Raw genomic sequence first — 19209 nt, 5'->3', positions numbered from 1 at the left:
AAAGACCGCTAAACCATGACGAAATTACTGGCCACTTAATACCCTCGCCGGATCAATTCGGCTAGCGCGACGCGCCGGATACCAGCTTGCCAGCAGACTCAGTAAAAGTGCTGTAACCAGCACATAAATAACGTCCAGCCAGTGCAGTTCAGACGGCAGGAAGTCAATAAAATAGATATCGCCTGACAGGAACTGATGGCCAATAAGCGCTTCAATCCCGTTGATAATCGGCGTCAGCTGAAGGGAAACCACCACGCCGATCGCCACGCCGCAGAGGCTGCCAAACAGCCCCGCCAGTAAACCGTACCAGACGAAGATGGCGCGAATAAGACCGTCTTTCGCCCCTAAGGTACGCAGCACGGCGATGTCGCCGCTCTTATCCTTAACGGCCATCACCAGCGTCGAGACGATATTAAAACACGCCACCCCAATAACCAGCACCATCGCCAGATACATAATCGCGCGGATCATCTGGATATCACGGTACATATACCCGTAAGTGCCGATCCAGCTTTTGATGTAGACATAGTTATTGGTCACGCTGCCAGCGTCACGCACCAGTTTATTGGCGTTGAAGACGTTGTTAACCTTAATGGCAATGCCCGTCACGCTGTCGCTCATATCCAGATACTGGCGTGCATCTTCCAGCGGCACCATCGCGAAGCTGTGATCGAGCTGGCCGCTCAGCTGCAAAATACCGGTGACGTGCAGACGTACGCGCTTAGGCTGCTGCAATTTGTGATCAGCGCTGGCGTTCGGGATCATGATCGAGACCCAGTCGCCCTGCTTCACCTTCAGCGCATCGGCAACGCCTTTGCCCATGATAATCTGCTGCTCGCCGGCCTTAAAGTTTGCCCATGCGCCATTTTGCACATAGCGCGGCAGCGCGCTCAGACGCTCTTCCTGACGAGGATTTACCCCTTTCACCTGAATGGCGCGCAGGTTTACCCCGCTCTCTACCAGCCCGGTAAAGTTAATGTAAGGTGCAGCCGCCGCAATACCGGGCACCTTTTCCACTTTGTTCAGGGCATCCTGCCAGTTGGACCACGGCTGGTTAACCGGCTCGATTTCACCGTGAGGGACAACGGCCAGAATGCGGTTATTCAGTTCACGCTCAAAGCCGTTCATGGCGCTTAAGCCCACAATCAACACCGCCACGCCCAGGGCGATACCGATGGTGGAGATCACGGAGATAAGGGATACCATCCCGCTCCGGCGACGACCGCGGCTAAAGCGTAACCCGATGAGTAACGATAACGGTGAAGCCATTACTCCGCTCCCATCAGCGTCAGTTCAGCATTCAGACGACCGTCGCGCATTTCCAGCTGACGCCCCATCCGCTTAGCCAGTTGTAAATCGTGGGTGACCACCAGAAACGCGGTTCCCTGCGCGGCGTTCAGTTCGCCGAGAAGCTGGAAAATGCTGTCTGCGTTACGCGCATCGAGGTTACCTGTCGGTTCATCCGCCAGCACCAGGCGCGGGTTGTTGACCAGCGCACGGGCGATGGCCACACGCTGACGCTCACCGCCGGAAAGCTCAGACGGACGGTGATTCCCGCGATGACCCAGCCCTACCGCTTTTAGCATGTCGCTGGCGCGGGCATTAATTTCCGCGGGTTTCTTTTTACCAATCAGCAGCGGCATTGCGACGTTTTCCAGCGCCGTAAAGTCCGGCAGCAGATGGTGGAACTGGTAGATAAAACCCAGCTCACGGTTACGCAGCTCGGCTTTCGCCGTAGACGACATTTTACTCAGCGGCTGCCCGGAGAAGATCACATCGCCTTCGGTTGGCGTGTCCAGCCCGCCAAGCAGGTGCAGCAACGTACTTTTACCGGAGCCAGAGCTGCCGACAATCGCCATCATCTCGCCTTCGCCCACGCTAAAACTCACATTGTGCAACACGTCGGTCTGCACAGTGCCTTCCTGATAGCGTTTGGACAGGTTGTCGCACTGCAACAGGATCTTATTCATAACGTAAAGCCTCAGCGGGTTGAGTGGCGGCAGCCCGCCAGGAAGGATAAAGCGTAGAAAGCAGCGCAATGGCCATCGCGGCCAGCGCAATACCGACCACCTGGAGCGGCTCGATAGCCACCGGCAGCGCCGCGCCATCAAGCAGCGCGCCGATAATCGGCATGAGATTGTTGAGCTGGCTGGCGAGCAGCGCCCCCAGCGCCGCGCCGAGCAGCGCGCCGATGATGCCGGCGCTGGCACCCTGGACCATAAATACCGCCATGATCTGGCGCGGAGTCAGCCCCTGGGTTTGCAGAATGGCGACTTCGCCTTGCTTCTCCATCACCATCAGCCCGAGCGAGGTGATGATATTAAACGCGGCAACGGCCACGATCAGGCTCAGCAGCAGCCCCATCATGTTTTTCTCCATGCGCACGGCCTGGAACAGTTCGCCTTTCCGGTCGCGCCAGTCCTGCCATTTCGTCCCTTCCGGTAGCGTCTGCTGGCTGAGGGTATCCACCTTCAGCGGCGCATCAAGCCACAGACGCCAGCCGGTAATATTTCCCGCGGGGTAGCGCATCAGACGCGAGGCGTCCTGAATGTTCACCAGCATCTGGTAACCATCAACTTCGCTGTTCGCCGCAAACGTGCCAATCACGTTGAACAGGCGCTGGCTTGGCAGACGCCCCATCGGCGTAAACTGACTGGCTGACGGCACCATCACGCGCAGCTGATCGCCACGGTTGACCCCGAGCTGCCCGGCAAGCTGCTCGCCGAGGATGACGTTGTATTTACCCGCTTCCAGGTCGGTTTGTTTCACATTGACCAGGAACGGCGTCAGCGGATCTTTTTGCGCGGGATCGATACCCAGCATCACCCCGACCGCCACGCTACGGGCGCTTTGCAGCACCACATCGCCCGTCGTGAGCGGCGCAACGCGCGTGACACCCTGTAACTTCACCGCGCTTTCCGGCAGCTGTTGCGGATTAACGGAACCCTGAGTGGAAGAGAGAACGGCCTGCGGCATCAGCCCCAGGATATTGTTTTGCAGCTCGCGCTCGAAGCCGTTCATGACGGAAAGCACCGTCACCAGTGCCATCACGCCAAGCGTAATGCCAATAGTCGAAAGCCAGGAGACAAAGCGACCGAAGCGGTCCGCGGCGCGCCCACGCATGTAACGTAAGCCTATAAAGAGTGCGACAGGTTGATACATGAAATCCGTCTGTTTGCTGATAGCAGACCCACGAGTATATAAGCGAATCCGTTAAGCGTAAATGACTGAAACCGTAAGATTCAGTAATCATTTTTCCGAAAAATTCAGATAAATCATCATGCTACTGACTGAACTTCCGCCAGACAGCCTCCACCTTTTCCGAAAATCGTCCTGATACAGACTGTTACCCATTACATCAGGGCTTCATTTTACAACAATCGGCGTTTCGTTTATGGCAACAAGGTCGTCACGCACCATGAAACAAAAAGCATTATGGATTAACCAGATAAAAGGCCTGTGCATCTGCCTGGTGGTAATTTACCACTCGGTGATCACCTTTTATCCTCACCTTGACGGGCTACAGCATCCGTTATCGGGCCTGCTCGCCAAATGCTGGGTCTACTTTAATCGTTACCTTGCCCCGTTCCGTATGCCGGTGTTTTTCTTTATCTCCGGCTATTTGATCCGTCGTTATATCGACGAGGTGAACTGGCGCACCAGTCTCGACAAGCGGATCTGGAGCATCGTCTGGGTTTTGGCCCTGTGGGGCGTCCTGCAATGGCAGGCGCTGACCCATCTGAATGCCTGGCTCGCCCCCGAGCGAGAACTGGCGACAGCATCCAATGCGGCCTACGCCGATTCCGTTTCAGGGTTTGTACTGGGAATGCTCACGGCCAGCACCAGCCTGTGGTATTTGTACGCGTTAGTGGTCTACTTTACGCTCTGTAAGCTGCTGAGCCGCTGGAAACTGCCGATGCTGGGGATTCTGGCGCTGGCAAGCATCGCCATCAACTTCCTGCCGTTACCGTGGTGGGGAATGAACAGCGTGGTGCGCAACATGATCTACTACAGCCTCGGCGCATGGTACGGCGCGCAGTTGATGGCGTGGATGAAAGGGATGAATTTGCGCCGCAGCTGGCTGGTACTTCTCGCCTCTGGCGCGGTGTCGGTAGTGCTGTGGTTCGCTAATGTTCCTCTGCCGCTCTCACTGCTGTCGATCGTAGTCATCATGAAGCTCTTTTACAGCTTCGAGCAGCGTTATGCCGTTCATCCCAATAATCTGCTGAACGTCATCGGTTCAAACACCATCGCGATTTATACCACCCACCGCATTTTAATTGAGGCGTTTAGCCTGCTCCTGATTCGCGAAATGAATGCGGCGTACTGGCCGATCTGGGCGGAGTTAACGCTGATTCTGGTCTATCCGTTTATCAGCCTGCTCGTCTGCACGCTGGTTGGGCTGGGGGCACGTAAGCTCTCAACCGCCCTCTTTGGCGACCTTTTCTTCTCCCCTCCCGCGCGGCTTTCTCCACAGACTGCTACCCGTTAATCTCCTCGGCCCCCATCCGGGGGCACTTTCCCTCTTGTGCGGTTACGATTTGCTTATGCATAACGATCGAGGATAATAAAGACATTGCGTATCAGTGATATGCCCCAATACTGTTGGTATATCCCCAAGAGACTCTGACATAGCCATGCCTGAACACTATCGTTTTTCCTTGCCTGTAAAAGCAGGTGACCAACGCCAGCTGGGCGAACTGACAGGCGCGGCCTGCGCCACGCTGGTGGCGGAAATTGCCGAGCGGCATCCAGGGCCGGTGGTGCTGGTTGCCCCGGACATGCAAAACGCCCTGCGCCTGCACGACGAAATTCGTCAGTTCACCGACAGTCTGGTATTCAGCCTGGCCGACTGGGAAACGCTTCCCTACGACAGTTTCTCTCCGCACCAGGAGATCATCTCCTCGCGCCTGTCGACGCTGTATCAGCTCCCCACCATGCAGCGCGGCGTGCTGATTGTGCCGGTGAATACCCTGATGCAGCGCGTCTGCCCGCACAGCTATTTGCACGGCCATGCGCTGGTGATGAAAAAAGGCCAGCGCCTGTCGCGCGATGCCCTGCGCGTGCAGCTGGATGGAGCCGGCTATCGACATGTCGATCAGGTGATGGAGCACGGCGAATACGCGACGCGCGGTGCGCTGCTTGATCTCTATCCGATGGGCAGCGACCAGCCGTACCGTCTGGATTTCTTCGATGATGAGATCGACAGCCTGCGCGTGTTCGACGCCGACACCCAGCGCACGCTGGAGGAAGTGGACTCTATTAATCTGCTGCCCGCCCATGAGTTCCCGACGGATAAAACCGCCATCGAACTGTTCCGCAGCCAGTGGCGCGACAGGTTCGACGTGAAGCGTGATGCCGAACATATCTACCAGCAGGTCAGCAAAGGCACCCTTCCGGCCGGGATCGAGTACTGGCAGCCCCTGTTCTTTAACGAACCGCTGCCGGCGCTGTTCAGCTACTTCCCGGCAAATACGCTGATTGTTAACACCGGGGATATCGACGCCAGCGCCAGCCGCTTTGAAAGCGAAACGCGCGCCCGCTTTGAAAACCGGGGCGTTGACCCGATGCGTCCGCTGCTGCCGCCGGAAATGCTGTGGCTGCGTACCGACGAGCTCAACGCCGAGCTGAAACGCTGGCCGCGTATGCAGCTCAAAACCGATTCGCTTGCCGATAAGGCCGCCAACACTAACCTCGCCTTCCGGATGCTGCCTGACCTGGCCGTTCAGGCGCAGCAGAAATCCCCGCTCGATAATCTGCGCAAGTTTCTTGAGTCCTTCACCGGGCCGGTGGTCTTCTCCGTTGAAAGTGAAGGTCGCCGTGAAGCGCTGGGCGAACTGCTGGGAAGGATCAAAGTCGCGCCAAAGCGTATTCTTCGCCTGAGCGAAGCGACCGGAAATGGCCGTTACCTGATGATCGGCGCCGCCGAACACGGATTCATTGATACGCTCAATAACCTGGCGTTGATATGTGAAAGCGACCTGCTGGGCGAGCGCGTCGCGCGCCGTCGTCAGGACAGCCGTCGCACCATCAACCCGGACACCCTGATCCGCAACCTGGCCGAACTGCACCCCGGTCAGCCGATTGTTCACCTGGAACACGGTGTGGGTCGCTATCAGGGGATGACCACCCTCGAAGCAGGTGGCATCAAAGGTGAATACCTGATGCTGACCTACGCTAACGACGCCAAGCTGTATGTTCCGGTGTCGTCCCTGCATCTGATCAGCCGCTACGCCGGGGGCGCGGAAGAGAATGCGCCGCTGCACAAGCTGGGCGGCGATGCCTGGGCGCGTGCACGCCAGAAAGCGGCGGAAAAAGTGCGCGACGTGGCCGCCGAGCTGCTGGATATTTACGCTCAGCGTGCGGCCAAAGAGGGGTATGCGTTTAAGCATGATAAAGAGCAGTACCAGCTGTTCTGCGACAGCTTCCCGTTTGAAACTACGCCGGATCAGGCCCAGGCCATCAACGCCGTGCTGAGCGACATGTGCCAGCCGCTGGCGATGGATCGCTTAGTCTGCGGCGACGTGGGCTTCGGTAAAACCGAGGTGGCGATGCGCGCCGCTTTCCTGGCGGTTGAGAACAACAAGCAGGTGGCGGTGCTGGTGCCGACCACCCTTCTTGCCCAGCAGCACTTCGACAACTTCCGCGACCGCTTCGCCAACTGGCCGGTACGTATCGAAATGTTGTCCCGCTTCCGCAGTGCCAAAGAGCAGACGCAGATCCTGGAACAGGCAAGTGAAGGCAAAATTGATATTCTGATCGGCACTCACAAGCTGCTGCAAAGTGACGTGAAGTGGAAAGATCTGGGGCTGCTGATCGTCGACGAAGAGCACCGCTTCGGGGTGCGCCACAAAGAGCGCATCAAAGCGATGCGCGCCAACGTCGATATTCTGACCCTGACCGCAACGCCGATCCCGCGCACCCTGAACATGGCGATGAGCGGCATGCGCGATCTGTCGATAATCGCTACCCCACCGGCGCGCCGTCTGGCGGTGAAAACCTTTGTTCGCGAGTACGACAATCTGGTGGTGCGCGAGGCGATCCTGCGCGAAGTGCTGCGCGGTGGCCAGGTCTATTACCTGTACAACGACGTTGAAAATATTCAGAAAGCCGCCGACAGGCTGGCAGAGCTGGTGCCGGAAGCGCGCATCGCCATTGGTCACGGCCAGATGCGCGAGCGCGAGCTGGAGCGGGTAATGAACGATTTCCACCACCAGCGTTTCAACGTGCTGGTGTGTACCACCATCATTGAGACCGGAATCGACATTCCGACGGCGAACACCATCATCATCGAACGGGCGGATCACTTCGGCCTGGCCCAGCTGCACCAGCTGCGCGGGCGGGTCGGGCGTTCGCACCATCAGGCCTACGCCTGGCTGCTGACGCCGCATCCGAAGGCAATGACCACCGACGCGCAAAAGCGTCTGGAAGCGATCGCCTCGCTGGAAGATCTGGGCGCTGGCTTTGCGCTGGCGACCCACGACCTTGAGATCCGCGGCGCCGGTGAGCTGCTGGGTGAAGACCAGAGCGGTTCCATGGAAACCATCGGTTTCTCGCTGTATATGGAGCTGCTGGAAAATGCCGTCGACGCGCTTAAAGCCGGACGTGAACCGTCTCTGGAAGATCTCACCAGCCAGCAGACCGAAGTGGAACTGCGCATGCCTTCCCTGCTGCCGGATGATTTTATTCCTGACGTGAATACCCGTCTGTCGTTCTACAAACGCATTGCCAGCGCGAAAAGCGAAGGCGAGCTGGAAGAGATCAAAGTCGAACTGATTGACCGTTTTGGGATATTGCCCGATGCGGCGCGCAACCTGCTGGATATTGCCCGCCTGCGTCAGCAGGCGCAGAAGCTGGGCATTCGCAAACTTGAAGGCAATGAGAAAGGCGGCGTAATTGAGTTTGCCGAAAAGAACCACGTCGATCCGATGTGGCTGATTGGCCTCCTGCAAAAACAGCCGCAGCATTTCCGTCTTGATGGCCCTACGCGTCTGAAATTTACTCAGGATCTGACGGAACGTAAAACCCGCATGGACTGGGTGCGTAACTTTATGCGTCAGTTGGAAGAGAACGCCATCGCATAACGGTTTCCCCCGCCAGCGCCCGGCTGGCGGGGGGACAATTTACAAACTCTTTGCACTTCGCCCGATCTTCCCGACTATACATTCGCCATAATTATCATTAACGCCTTATAAAACAATAACCTTATCATTTGTATGGATTATCATAATGATGATTTCTTCGCGTTTTACCCGCTGGTTAACTCTGGTTGCGCTGGCCGCGACGGTTGCCGTCGCGCTCCCTGCTCGCGCCAATACCTGGCCTCTTCCGCCCGCCGGCAGCAACGTCGTAGGTGAAAACCGCTTTCACGTGGTTGAAAACGATGGCGGCTCGCTGGAAGCGATTGCCAAAAAATATAACGTCGGGTTCCTGGCGCTGTTGCAGGCCAACCCGGGCGTAGATCCGTACGTGCCCCGGGCGGGCAGCGTACTGACGATTCCGCTGCAAACCATCCTGCCGGACGCGCCGCGTCAGGGCATTGTGATTAACCTCGCCGAGCTACGTCTGTATTACTACCCGCCGGGCAAGAACGAAGTGACCGTCTACCCTATCGGTATTGGTCAACTGGGGGGCGATACGCTCACACCTACCATGGTCACCACCGTCTCTGATAAGCGCGCTAATCCTACCTGGACCCCGACGGCAAACATTCGCGCCCGTTATAAAGCTCAAGGTATCGACCTGCCCGCCGTGGTACCTGCTGGCCCGGATAATCCGATGGGGCATCATGCAATTCGCCTGGCGGCATATGGTGGGGTTTATCTTCTGCACGGAACGAATGCGGATTTCGGGATCGGTATGCGCGTCAGCTCCGGCTGCATTCGCCTGCGCGATGACGATATCAAAACGCTCTACCGCGTGATCGCCCCTGGCACGAAAGTGAATATCATTAATACGCCGATTAAAGTATCTGAAGAGCCAGGTGGCGTCCGTCTGGTTGAGATCCACCAGCCGCTATCGAAAAACATCAATGACGATCCGCAGACGTTGCCGATTAATCTGAATGCCTCGATGGTGAGCTTTAAAACGAATGCCAACACCGATGGCGCAGTGATGGAGCGGGCGATGGAAGCACGTTCGGGGATGCCAACCGATGTTACGCGGCATCATGAGGTTGCTCAGCAGTCAATGTAAAGCAGCAATAACGACAAACGCCCTGCATCAGCAGGGCGTTTTTTATTGCAGTGGCATAACGGAGGGTTGCGTTACGCTTATTTGTAGATAACTGCGGTACCGTGCAGGGTGTTAGGACCGGTCACAGAGGTGATGCGGAATGATTTCGCACCCATTTCGTCAGCTTTTTGCGCCAGCTGATCTTCCAGAGAGCCCAGGTTAGTCCCGGCAGTGGCAGAGATGGTACCGACTTTCTGCTGGTCTGCTGGAGTGGATTGCACTTCAACAGCAGCGAAGCTTGCGAAAGAGAGTGAACTCAGAACGGCGGCAGCGATGAGGGTTTTAACGTTTTTCATGATTTTATACCTTTAGGCAGATGATGTAGTGGTCGTTAGTTATTTAGTTAACGATCGATAGGTAAATGATAAATGTGATCCAGGTCACACGTCAACTCATTTTTATAATGGTCGTTAAATTAATTTCATTTGCCTTATATTTCAAAAAGATAAAATTAAATTATTTTTCAGAAATCACCGCTGGTCGTTGCAGACGTTTATTTTTATAATGACTATTCAACAAAACAACAGAGGACCAACGGCACATGACAACCGATGTCACGCGTTGCGCAAAGAAAAGCCGTGGCCGACCAAAAGTGTTCGACAGGGATGCGGCGCTCGATAAGGCCATGACGCTCTTCTGGCAGCATGGGTATGAAGCCACGTCGCTTTCCGATCTCGTGGAAGCTACGGGTGCTAAAGCCCCTACCCTGTACGCAGAGTTCACCAACAAAGAAGGCTTATTCCGGGCCGTTCTGGACAGATACATCTCGCGCTTCGCGGCAAAACATGAAGCCCAGCTATTCTGTGAAGAAAAAACGGTTGAGCAGGCATTACAGGATTATTTCACGGCAATCGCGACCTGCTATACCAGCAAGGACACGCCTGCGGGGTGTTTTATGATCAACACCTCCGCGACCCTCGCGGCATCGTCTAAAGAGATTGCCAACACGGTCAAATCGCGACATGCGATGCAGGAGGAGACGCTCAGCACGTTTCTGGCTCAGCGTCAGCTGCGCGGCGAAATCCCGGCGCATTGCCGTCCGCAGGAGCTGGCCCAGTATCTGAGCTGTATTTTACAGGGGATGTCCATCAGCGCCCGTGAAGGCGCGACGCTGGAAAAATTGCAGGGGATTACGCACACAACGCTGCGCCTGTGGCCTGAACTTCTTAAACTCTGACGCAAAAAAAAGCTCCTCAGCCTGAGCGCATGAGGAGCTAAGTTCAGAGAACATCTTTTTTACACTTTGTTATTCAGTATCAGCTGACCATTGCTGTCGAGAGGGATCTGCGTACCAGGATCTTTATCCATGCGGATTTTGCCCTGCTGATCGCCAATTTTGTAGGTTACGTCGTAGCCCAACATTTTTTCAGACTTGTCATACACGGTTTTACAGCGCTGCTGCGTTGTGGTGTAGGTATCATTTTCCTGCATCGCGCCCTGCACCTGGTTACCGGCATAACCGCCACCCAGCGCACCAACCACCGTCGCGACATCCTTACCACGGCCGCCACCAAACTGATGACCAATCACCCCACCAGCAACCGCGCCCAGCACGGAGCCAGCGATACGGTTTTCATCCTGAACCGGACGACGATGGGTGACAGAAACATTACGGCACTCCTGACGAGGCGTCTTGACCGTCTCTTTGATCGGTGTAGCGGAAACCACCTGCGCATACTGCGGGCCACGATCAAGTACGTTCAGACTGGCAACGGCAGCCACACCTAACGCAGCTGCGACGCCAATCCCTATACCCGCCAACATTGATTTATTCACGGGACTTCCTCCTTTGTTGCAATTGGTAGCAATTTTGCAGCGCAATAAACGCTTCGCCAATAAGATAAAGGATCAAAATCAGGGTTGTTGGCCGGGACAACGTGGGTTTAAGAGAACTCTTAAGCGTCAGGAGGGAAATGCACAGCATGATGTGCTAAGAATTCCCTCCGGAGGGTCCGGAGGGAGAGAGAAATTAGTGCAGCTTCAGGCGTGGACGGATCACGCGGTTGATGCGGCCAACCAGCATCATCAGGCCGGTTTTGAAGTAGCCGTGCAGCGCAATCTGGTGCATACGGTACAGAGAAATGTACACGAAGCGGGCGATGCGCCCTTCCACCATCATGGAGCCGCGCATCAGGTTACCCATCAGGCTGCCCACGGTGGAGAAGTTTGAGAGCGACACCAGAGAGCCGTGGTCTTTGTAGACATAGGCTTTCATCGGTTTGCCTTTTATCTGCGCCAGGATGTTATGCAGCACGAGGCTTGCCATCTGGTGCGCAGCCTGAGCGCGAGGCGGGACAAATCCGCCTTCCGGACGTGCGCAGGAGGCACAGTCGCCGATGGCGAAGATGTCCGGATCGCGCGTGGTTTGCAGCGTCGGCTCTGTCACCAGCTGGTTAATGCGGTTTGTCTCCAGCCCACCGATATCTTTCATGAAATCAGGCGCTTTGATCCCCGCAGCCCAGACCATCAGGTCGGCCTGGATGTACTCGCCGTCTTTGGTATGCAGGCCGCCCTCATCCGCGCTGGTCACCATGGTCTGGGTCAGCACGCGCACGCCCAGTTTAGTCAGCTCGTTGTGCGCCGCGCCGGAAATACGCGGCGGAAGCGCAGGCAGAATGCGTTCACCTGCTTCCACCAGCGTCACATTCAGCGCTTCGTTAGTCAGCCCTTTGTAGCCGTAGCTGTGCAGCTGCTTGACCGCATTGTGCAACTCCGCCGATAATTCAACGCCCGTTGCGCCGCCGCCCACGATAGCAATGTTGACCTTGCCGTTAGCACCCATGTTGTTGGTGTACTTCAGGAACAGGTTAAGCATCTCCTGATGGAAACGACGCGCCTGATGCGGGTTATCCAGGAAGATGCAGTGCTCTTTTACGCCTGGGGTGTTGAAATCATTGGAGGTACTGCCCAGGGCCATCACCAGCGTGTCATAGGCCAGCTTGCGCTCAGGAACCAGCAACTCGCCTTTATCATCACGCAGCTCAGCCAGCGTGATGGTTTTGTTTTCACGATTGATATCCACCACCGAACCCAGCTGGAACTGGAAGTGGTGGTTACGCGCATGCGCCAGATAGCTGAGCGCATCCACGCCCTCATCCAGCGACCCGGTCGCCACTTCGTGCAGTAACGGCTTCCACAGATGGCTGTGGTTACGATCCACCAGCGTGATTTTGGCTTTCTTACCGCGACCCAGTTTCTTACCCAGCTGCGTCGCCAGCTCCAGTCCGCCAGCACCACCGCCGACAATCACTATCTTTTTCAATGGCGTAGTCAACGTGACCCCCTCAAATTATTAACCAATTGTTAATTAAAAGTTATATAAATAACCCTTAATTAACAACAGGTTACTGCGCTGAAACCGTTCAGATTCATTGAGAATAGCACGTCAGGCGCATTGGTCATACCAAAATTGATATGTATCAAGTTTTGATGGTTTAAAAGTAGACAACTCTGACAAAAAAGAGGCCCGGTACGCTTTCACGTACCGAGCCTTTATCAGGTTCAGGGAGATCAGCCCAGCGTTTTAAAGGCTTTAATACGCTGCAAGTGCGGGGAAATGTTTTTGAACTTGTGGGTCTGCTCTTCGTCCCAGACAATTTCGTAGTAATGGTGCAGAAGCTCGGCGGCGCGGGAGCTGTTCAGCGCTTCATCGTTGCGGGAGAGGATCACCAGACACCGATCGCGGTTCTTTTCACGGAAATTGCTCACGCATTTGGTTGCGATGTCGGCGTACTCCTCCGGGCGATCGATTTTGCCTTCCATGTTTTCGTTCGGAAACAGGTTAGGATTAAAAATGACCTGACGGATATCGCACAAAAAACCGATGCGCTCTGCCCAGTATCCTCCTAACCCCACGCCGCAGATCAGCGGGCGATCGTCGATATTGAGCTGCAACATTTTATCCACTTCTTTAAGCAGATGCTGCATGTCATGCTTCGGATGACGTGTGCTGTAACTGATCAGCCGGACATCCGGATCGATAAACTGCAATTGCAGCACTTTCTCATGATTACCAGGACTGTTTGAGTCAAAACCGTGTAAATAGATGATCATCGTCTCACCACGCTACGCCTTCCGGGATGAATTAAAGGGCTGCTTTATGTGCCTGCCAGCGCTCGTTCAGGGCTTCAAGCCGGGCGTTTACCGTTTTCCAGCGCGCCGAGTCCATCAGCTCCTGACGACTAAATGAACCTTTATGATACAATTGTGTAACACGTTCAGCATTGATCGGCGACAGGTTATCCAGCACGCTCACCGCCCCTTTACGATTATTGCAGACGAGGATCATATCGCAACCCGCATCCAGCGAAGCCTGCCCACGTTCGGCATAGCTACCCATAATCGCCGCCCCTTCCATGGATAAATCGTCAGAGAAAATTACGCCATTGAAGCCTAACTCCTGACGCAGCACGGTTTTAAGCCAGTGTGGAGAGCCGCTGGCCGGACGCGGATCGACCTCACTGTAGATGACGTGCGCAGGCATGATGGCATCCAGCTTGTTATCAGCGATCAACGAGCGGAAAACCGACATATCTTTAGCGCGAATGTCTGCTTCCGGGCGCGGATCGCGCGGGGTTTCTTTATGGGAATCCGCCGTCACCGCCCCGTGGCCCGGGAAATGTTTGCCGGTGGTTTTCATGCCCGCAGCATGCATACCGTCAATAAAGCGCGTCGCCATTGCCAGCGCAATACGCGGATCGTCATGATACGAACGCTCACCAATTGCCGCGCTAATGTGTCCTACGTCCAGCACCGGGGCGAAGCTGATGTCGATATCCATGGCGATCATCTCGCTGGCCATCAGCCAGCCGGCATCCTGCGCCAGTTGACCGCCCTCTTCGATCCCCAGCAGCGCAGCAAAAGATTGCGCGGCGGGTAAACGGGTAAACCCTTCGCGGAAACGCTGCACACGCCCACCTTCCTGGTCTACGGCCACCACCAGGTGATTGCGCGACGCCGCACGGATCTGGCGAACCAGCTCACGCAACTGCTCCGGATCATGATAATTGCGGGTGAAAAGAATCAGCCCCCCTACCAGCGGATGTGCCAGAATTTCGCGCTCTTCCGCATCCAGCTCAAACCCTTCGACATCCAACATTACTGGACCCACACCAACCTCTCTTATCCTTTCGTTTGTAACTGACGCCAGGCATCATTTGCCAGCGCAATAAATTGTATGTCACCTGTCTGCTGAAGGCGCATTTCAAACCATCCCGCCATCAGCATCAACACCCACGGACGCCAGCGCGCGACCTGCCGCGCAAGGGTGAGCGAATTGATGTTGGCGTCTCGGGCATAGGCGGTTATCAGCTGCTCGCGCGACGCCTCATCAGGCATCCAGACCGCAGCAAGTTCGAGCGCCACGTCACCGTCTCCGGCATATTCCCAGTCGATAAGTTTCTCGCCTGCCGTGGTATGAACGATATTCCCCGCGTGGACATCCATATGCAGCGGCGCCAGACGTAACGCCTGCGGCTCTCCCGCTTTACGCAACCGCTTAAGCTGCGCCAGCCAGTAGGGCGTGCGTCGTCCAGGCGCAGCCTGCTGCCAGTAGTGATCCAGCAAAGGAAGTAACGTTACCCGCCAGCCCAGACGCGGCTGGCGATGCAGATGATACAGCATGGCTGCCAGCGCAGGCGTATCGGGAAGCTCGCTTTTGATCTCACCCGCAATAAACGCCACCGCCATCCAGTCTCTGATAAAGAGATGAGGTTGTGGCGCAAGGTCGGCGGGCAGGCGCTTCAGGGCGCGGAACTGGCGACGAAAATGGGAGGCAGGCGCGGCGGCATCGTGATGCTGACGTAAAACCAGCCGATGGTCGCCATGCTCAATAATGCAACTCGCGCCGCCAAGCCCGGCGGGGGCTTGCGGCGCGATAACATGGTATTGAGGGAAATAACGCGTCAGGACCTCATGACGCGTGCGCTTATTGTTGCGTAACGGCACCTTTACCTGACCAGATAATTTCGCCGGTCTGAACCAGCATTAACTGCATCTGCAACGACGGCGTGTTCACGTTGCCTGTCGCGTTTGAATAAAGGACATACTGCGCGCCAACGTTGCGGGCAATACCAATCGCTTTACTGCGCGAACCCAGGCTGTCCTGAGGCGACAGACCAAGCTGCTGCTTTGCGACCGCGAGCTGCTGAGCAGAGACCAGCGTAAATTTACCGTTGTTTGCCAGCGCGTTGCGCAGGGTTTCCGTCGCTTCTCCCGCATTCAGGGAACCGTTTGTACGGTTGTTCACGCTGTCCACCAGCAGCACGCTGCCGGGCGTAACACCCTGTGCCTGCAACATTTTGCCCACCATCGGCTGCATTGCGCCATTCCAGTCATAGTGGCGTACTCGCGGCGCAGGCTGTGCGGTGTCGTCCGGATGTTCGATCGGGCCAGGCTGCGCCGGAATGGTCGGTACAGACGGCACGGTTGGAACAGGCTGCGCTGGCGTTGTTGGCTGTTCCGTTCCCGGCTTCGCCTGATCCACCGGTGCAGGTTCTTCCGTTCGCGTCACACAACCCGCCAGAAAGAGTGCAAAGGCACTCAGGAGCGCATAACGGCTCATTGTTTTAATCAAGGTTCACTCCTTACAAATAAAGATAAAGTCTCACCTTATGTGCACCCAGATAGCTGGCGCTGCCGTAGAGCGTGACCGACGATCTTGCCGGGATGGTCACGCTGCGCGGCGCCTCAAGCGGGTGCATCTCAAGACCTCTCACGTCATACCAGTAGAAGCGATAATGCACCGTCACTGGCTCTTGCCTTTCGTTATAGAGCGTAGAAGAGGCTGAAGACTGGATTTCGCTTATGGTCAGCGAAGGCTTCTCCGCCGTGATGCCCGCAGCAAGCACTGAGGACTCCATCACCAGCGTCTGTTCTTCACTGACCGGGATGGCTGGACGCGCGCTGCACCCAACCATTACCAGCGTCACGATCAGCGCTGCAATACGCCCAGTTAACATATTAAAGACCTTTATGTGCCAGCATCGGTCCCAGTGGACGTCCACCCAGCAGATGCATATGAATATGATAGACTTCCTGGCCGCCATGGCGATTACAGTTCATGATCAAACGGTATCCGTCTTCAGCAATCCCTTCCTGCTCAGCGATTTTCGCGGCCACCGTCAGCATACGGCCCAGCGCCACTTCATGCTCGGTTTTAACGTCATTAACGGTCGGGATCAGAATATTGGGAATAATAAGGATGTGCGTCGGCGCCTGGGGAGAAATGTCGCGGAAAGCCGTGACCAGTTCATCCTGATAGACAATATCCGACGGAATTTCGCGGCGGATAATTTTACTGAAAATCGTTTCTTCAGCCATGACCTTTTCCTTTTAAGTTTAATCTGGCGTCGTGCGTCCGTTGTTAACACACATTGTCTGATTTACTGCGTGACACAAGACAAGAGTATGAGCGAGTTTCTCCTGTCCTTTCAACCTTCTCCCGTGATTTCTTTCCTGATTGTCCCCCATCTGGCTGAAGAGGCATCGCTTTAGGACATTTCTTTTCTGAAACCTTATTTCAGTTCATCCCGAAACATCTGTTTACAGCGTTAATCACAATGCGTATATTTCGCATTTGCATTTTCATGCGCATTTTTAACATAGAAAACGACGTCAGCCCGTGCTAGCGGGACTGTCGCGAAATACCTTCACCATTCACTAAGGGTTTGATGATGTCTTTCATTAATCACACCAGGGATGGGCAACGTCAGCCTGCCGCAACACCTTCGTTGCTGGCCGCCTGCATTGCTATGGCATTGACGCCAACCGCCGCTTTCGCTGCTTCAACCACCGAAGATACCGTTGTCGTTGACGGGGGTTTTGACAACACACAGGATCTTTCTGCCAGCCAGGATCAGGATTACAGCGTAAAAACCACCACCACCGGCACCAAACTGTTGTTGGTTCCCCGCGACATCCCACAGTCCGTCAGCGTTATCAGCCAGCAACGTATGGCTGACCAGAATCTGCAATCCATCGGACAGGTGCTGACGAACACCACGGGCATTACGGCCCAGGTGCAGGACAGCGACCGTACCGTGTTTTACTCACGCGGCTTTTTCGTCAGCAACTACGCCTATGACGACTTGCCAACCTCCATCAGTGAAGTGTGGAACTTTGGTGATACCGCCGCCGATACCGCGATTTATGACCGCATTGAAGTGGTTCGCGGCGCCACCGGCCTGATGTCCGGCACGGGGAACCCGGCGGCGTACGTTAATATGGTGCGTAAGCACGCGGACAGCCCGGAATTTAAAGGTAACGTCTCCGCCAGCTACGGCAGCTGGGACAAGCAGCGCTACGTGCTGGATCTCCAGGCGCCGCTGGTAGAGTCAGGTAAGGTACGGGGTCGTCTGATCACCGGTTATCAGGACAACGACAGCTTCGTGGATAACTACCACTACCGGAAGAAATTCCTCTACGGCGTGATGGACGCGGATGTCACCGACAGCACGACTCTCTCGGTAGGGTATGAGTATCAGGAAAGCCATACCGCCGACCCAACCTGGGGCGGACTGCCGACCTGGTACAGCGACGGAAGTAAGACCCACTACAATCGCAGCCAGACCGTCGCGCCTGACTGGGCCTATTCAGATAAAGACAGCACCCGCATCTTCGCTAACCTGACTCAGCGTTTCGATAATGGCTGGGAAGCGCATATCAACGGTATGCACGCTGAAACCAACTTCGACTCCAAACTGATGTATATGTCCGGCTATCCGGATAAAGAGACCGGTGCGGGCCTGGTAGGTTACGGCGGCTGGAACCGTGGGGAACGTAAACAGGATGCGGTCGACGCCTTCCTGCGCGGCGGCTTCGATCTCTTTGGTCGTCAACATGAAATGATGTTCGGCGGCAGCTTCAGCCGTCAACGTAACCATTACGACAACTCCATGCCGGATGCGGTATACGGCATGGTGGATGTCGGCAACTTTAAGAACTGGAACGGGAACATCGCCGATCCGCAGTGGACGCCGTGGAAACTCTACAGCAAGGATGATATTCGCCAGTCTTCAGCCTATTCTTCGGCTCGTTTCTCGCTGGCCGATCCGCTGCACCTGATCCTGGGCGCGCGCTACACCCAATACAATATTCGTTATAACCCGGCAGGATCGCCGAATACCCGTCTGGAAAGCACCAAAGATGATGTCACGCCGTACGCTGGCCTGGTGTATGACATCAATGAGGACTGGTCGACCTACGTCAGCTATACCTCTATCTTCCAGCCGCAGGATAAGCGCGATGCCAACGGACGTTATCTCGACCCTACCACGGGCAAAAGCTACGAAGCCGGGGTGAAGGCAGACTGGTTTAATACCCGCCTCACCACCTCACTGGCGATTTTCCGCATTGAGCAGGATAACGTCGCCAGCAATACCTATACCTACATGCCGAGCGGTGAGTCGATCTATGAATCGCTGGACGGGGTGGTCAGCAAAGGGGTCGAGTTCGAGCTCAACGGTGCCCTGACCGATAACTGGCAGCTGACCTTCGGCGCGACGCGTTACATCGCAGAAGATAAGAATGGCAACGCCGTCAGCTCCGATCAGCCGCGCACAACCATGAAGCTCTTCACCCGCTATCAGTTGCCAATGCTGCCGGAACTGACCGTGGGCGGTGGCGTAAACTGGCAGAACAAAGTGTGGACGGACGTGGAAGGCGGCCCGGCAGGACGTTCCCGCGCGGAGCAAGGCAGCTATGGGCTGGTGAACCTGTTCAGCCGTTATCAGGTCACCAAAGATTTTGCGGTACAGGCTAACGTCAACAACCTGTTCGACAAAGAGTATTACGATTACGTCGGCTCTTATGTAGTGTATGGCGCGCCGCTGAACGTCTCGGTGAGCGCGAGCTACGATTTCTGAGTGACAGAAGCCCGGTGGCGCTGCGCTTACCGGGCGTACCCATCACGTAGGCCAGGTAAAGCGCAGCCGCCACCCGGCACCACAAGCCGCAATAATAAAAAAGGCAGCCATT

17 protein-coding genes are annotated in these 19209 nt (G+C 55.8%); 5 read left to right on the top strand and 12 right to left on the bottom strand.

What is annotated here, in order from left to right; all coding sequences use genetic code 11:
* Positions 1-24: 24 nt before the first annotated feature.
* The 3 genes from lolE to lolC are packed head-to-tail and all read right to left on the bottom strand — an operon-like array spanning position 25 to position 3162.
* The gene (gene lolE / locus SK47_RS07785; protein WP_048243773.1) at positions 25-1269 is read right to left on the bottom strand and encodes a lipoprotein-releasing ABC transporter permease subunit LolE; all 1245 of its coding nucleotides are present in this window, start codon (positions 1267-1269) and stop codon (positions 25-27) included.
* A complete protein-coding gene (lolD, locus tag SK47_RS07780; RefSeq protein ID WP_015570809.1) occupies positions 1269-1970 on the bottom strand; it encodes a lipoprotein-releasing ABC transporter ATP-binding protein LolD in 702 nt (233 codons plus the stop codon). Before lolD ends, lolE begins: the two co-directional genes overlap by 1 nt.
* The gene (lolC, locus tag SK47_RS07775; protein ID WP_017384712.1) at positions 1963-3162 is read right to left on the bottom strand and encodes a lipoprotein-releasing ABC transporter permease subunit LolC; all 1200 of its coding nucleotides are present in this window, start codon (positions 3160-3162) and stop codon (positions 1963-1965) included. The genes lolD and lolC overlap by 8 nt, the downstream gene beginning before the upstream one ends.
* A gap of 256 nt (positions 3163-3418) precedes the next feature.
* Here lolC and SK47_RS07770 point away from each other — a divergent pair, with 256 nt between their 5' ends.
* From SK47_RS07770 to SK47_RS07760, 3 genes are all read left to right on the top strand, one after another.
* On the top strand, positions 3419-4492 hold the full coding sequence (locus tag SK47_RS07770) for an acyltransferase family protein (RefSeq protein WP_048243771.1): 1074 nt from the start codon (positions 3419-3421) through the stop codon (positions 4490-4492).
* A gap of 145 nt (positions 4493-4637) precedes the next feature.
* Entirely contained in the window at positions 4638-8084 is a 3447-nt protein-coding gene (gene mfd / locus SK47_RS07765) for a transcription-repair coupling factor (RefSeq protein WP_023315819.1), read from the top strand.
* A gap of 145 nt (positions 8085-8229) precedes the next feature.
* Entirely contained in the window at positions 8230-9195 is a 966-nt protein-coding gene (locus tag SK47_RS07760) for a L,D-transpeptidase LdtC (protein ID WP_022650791.1), read from the top strand.
* A gap of 77 nt (positions 9196-9272) precedes the next feature.
* Here SK47_RS07760 and bhsA read toward each other — a convergent pair whose 3' ends face one another.
* Positions 9273-9530 carry a multiple stress resistance protein BhsA gene (gene bhsA / locus SK47_RS07755; protein ID WP_006809234.1) on the bottom strand — a complete coding sequence of 86 codons (258 nt, stop codon included), beginning with the start codon at positions 9528-9530 and terminating at the stop codon, positions 9273-9275.
* A 245-nt stretch (positions 9531-9775) separates the two neighbouring features.
* Here bhsA and comR point away from each other — a divergent pair, with 245 nt between their 5' ends.
* Positions 9776-10411, top strand: coding sequence for a TetR family copper-responsive transcriptional repressor ComR (gene comR / locus SK47_RS07750; RefSeq protein WP_022650790.1), 636 nt, complete (start codon positions 9776-9778; stop codon positions 10409-10411).
* A gap of 59 nt (positions 10412-10470) precedes the next feature.
* On the opposite strand, the gene SK47_RS07745 is transcribed toward comR, so the two are convergent.
* The 8 genes from SK47_RS07745 to hinT all read right to left on the bottom strand — a co-directional run bounded on the left by SK47_RS07745 (position 10471) and on the right by hinT (position 16554).
* On the bottom strand, positions 10471-11010 hold the full coding sequence (locus tag SK47_RS07745; RefSeq protein ID WP_017384715.1) for a glycine zipper 2TM domain-containing protein: 540 nt from the start codon (positions 11008-11010) through the stop codon (positions 10471-10473).
* A gap of 193 nt (positions 11011-11203) precedes the next feature.
* The gene (locus SK47_RS07740) at positions 11204-12508 is read right to left on the bottom strand and encodes an NAD(P)/FAD-dependent oxidoreductase (protein ID WP_022650789.1); all 1305 of its coding nucleotides are present in this window, start codon (positions 12506-12508) and stop codon (positions 11204-11206) included.
* Positions 12509-12744: 236 nt separating this feature from the next.
* Positions 12745-13287: an alpha/beta hydrolase YcfP gene (gene ycfP / locus SK47_RS07735; RefSeq protein WP_006809239.1), complete on the bottom strand. Its 543-nt coding sequence runs from the start codon at positions 13285-13287 to the stop codon at positions 12745-12747.
* 31 nt (positions 13288-13318) lie between these two features.
* On the bottom strand, positions 13319-14344 hold the full coding sequence (gene nagZ / locus SK47_RS07730) for a beta-N-acetylhexosaminidase (protein WP_003857934.1): 1026 nt from the start codon (positions 14342-14344) through the stop codon (positions 13319-13321).
* Positions 14345-14355: 11 nt separating this feature from the next.
* Positions 14356-15180, bottom strand: coding sequence for a thiamine kinase (gene thiK, locus SK47_RS07725; protein WP_048243769.1), 825 nt, complete (start codon positions 15178-15180; stop codon positions 14356-14358).
* Complete coding sequence (lpoB, locus tag SK47_RS07720; RefSeq protein WP_085929697.1) at positions 15161-15805, bottom strand: penicillin-binding protein activator LpoB; 645 nt, start codon at positions 15803-15805, stop codon at positions 15161-15163. The genes thiK and lpoB overlap by 20 nt, the downstream gene beginning before the upstream one ends.
* A 13-nt stretch (positions 15806-15818) precedes the next feature.
* Positions 15819-16193: a YcfL family putative periplasmic lipoprotein gene (locus SK47_RS07715; protein WP_003857939.1), complete on the bottom strand. Its 375-nt coding sequence runs from the start codon at positions 16191-16193 to the stop codon at positions 15819-15821.
* A 1-nt stretch (position 16194) separates the two neighbouring features.
* The gene (gene hinT / locus SK47_RS07710; protein WP_006809243.1) at positions 16195-16554 is read right to left on the bottom strand and encodes a purine nucleoside phosphoramidase; all 360 of its coding nucleotides are present in this window, start codon (positions 16552-16554) and stop codon (positions 16195-16197) included.
* Positions 16555-16907: 353 nt separating this feature from the next.
* On the opposite strand from hinT, the gene fhuE reads away from it, so the two are divergent.
* The gene (gene fhuE / locus SK47_RS07705; protein WP_032609004.1) at positions 16908-19097 is read left to right on the top strand and encodes a ferric-rhodotorulic acid/ferric-coprogen receptor FhuE; all 2190 of its coding nucleotides are present in this window, start codon (positions 16908-16910) and stop codon (positions 19095-19097) included.
* Positions 19098-19209 lie beyond the last annotated feature (112 nt).

Origin of the sequence: Enterobacter sp. BWH52, assembly GCF_001037565.1 — a bacterium.
GTDB lineage: Bacteria > Pseudomonadota > Gammaproteobacteria > Enterobacterales > Enterobacteriaceae > Enterobacter > Enterobacter hormaechei_C.
The sequence above is the reverse complement of the archived record's forward strand: the minus strand, read 5'-3'. Positions and strand labels throughout refer to the sequence as shown.

Bases quoted from the DNA above. Each gene is read 5' to 3' on its own strand.
- ycfP (WP_006809239.1), bottom strand. From the start codon at position 13,287: ATGATCATCTATTTACACGGTTTTGACTCAAACAGTCCTGGTAATCAT.
- SK47_RS07770 (WP_048243771.1), top strand. From the start codon at position 3,419: ATGAAACAAAAAGCATTATGGATTAACCAGATAAAAGGCCTGTGCATC.
- bhsA (WP_006809234.1), bottom strand. From the start codon at position 9,530: ATGAAAAACGTTAAAACCCTCATCGCTGCCGCCGTTCTGAGTTCACTC.
- lolE (WP_048243773.1), bottom strand. From the start codon at position 1,269: ATGGCTTCACCGTTATCGTTACTCATCGGGTTACGCTTTAGCCGCGGT.
- lolC (WP_017384712.1), bottom strand. From the start codon at position 3,162: ATGTATCAACCTGTCGCACTCTTTATAGGCTTACGTTACATGCGTGGG.
- lolD (WP_015570809.1), bottom strand. From the start codon at position 1,970: ATGAATAAGATCCTGTTGCAGTGCGACAACCTGTCCAAACGCTATCAG.
- mfd (WP_023315819.1), top strand. From the start codon at position 4,638: ATGCCTGAACACTATCGTTTTTCCTTGCCTGTAAAAGCAGGTGACCAA.
- SK47_RS07760 (WP_022650791.1), top strand. From the start codon at position 8,230: ATGATGATTTCTTCGCGTTTTACCCGCTGGTTAACTCTGGTTGCGCTG.
- comR (WP_022650790.1), top strand. From the start codon at position 9,776: ATGACAACCGATGTCACGCGTTGCGCAAAGAAAAGCCGTGGCCGACCA.
- hinT (WP_006809243.1), bottom strand. From the start codon at position 16,554: ATGGCTGAAGAAACGATTTTCAGTAAAATTATCCGCCGCGAAATTCCG.
- fhuE (WP_032609004.1), top strand. From the start codon at position 16,908: ATGTCTTTCATTAATCACACCAGGGATGGGCAACGTCAGCCTGCCGCA.
- SK47_RS07715 (WP_003857939.1), bottom strand. From the start codon at position 16,193: ATGTTAACTGGGCGTATTGCAGCGCTGATCGTGACGCTGGTAATGGTT.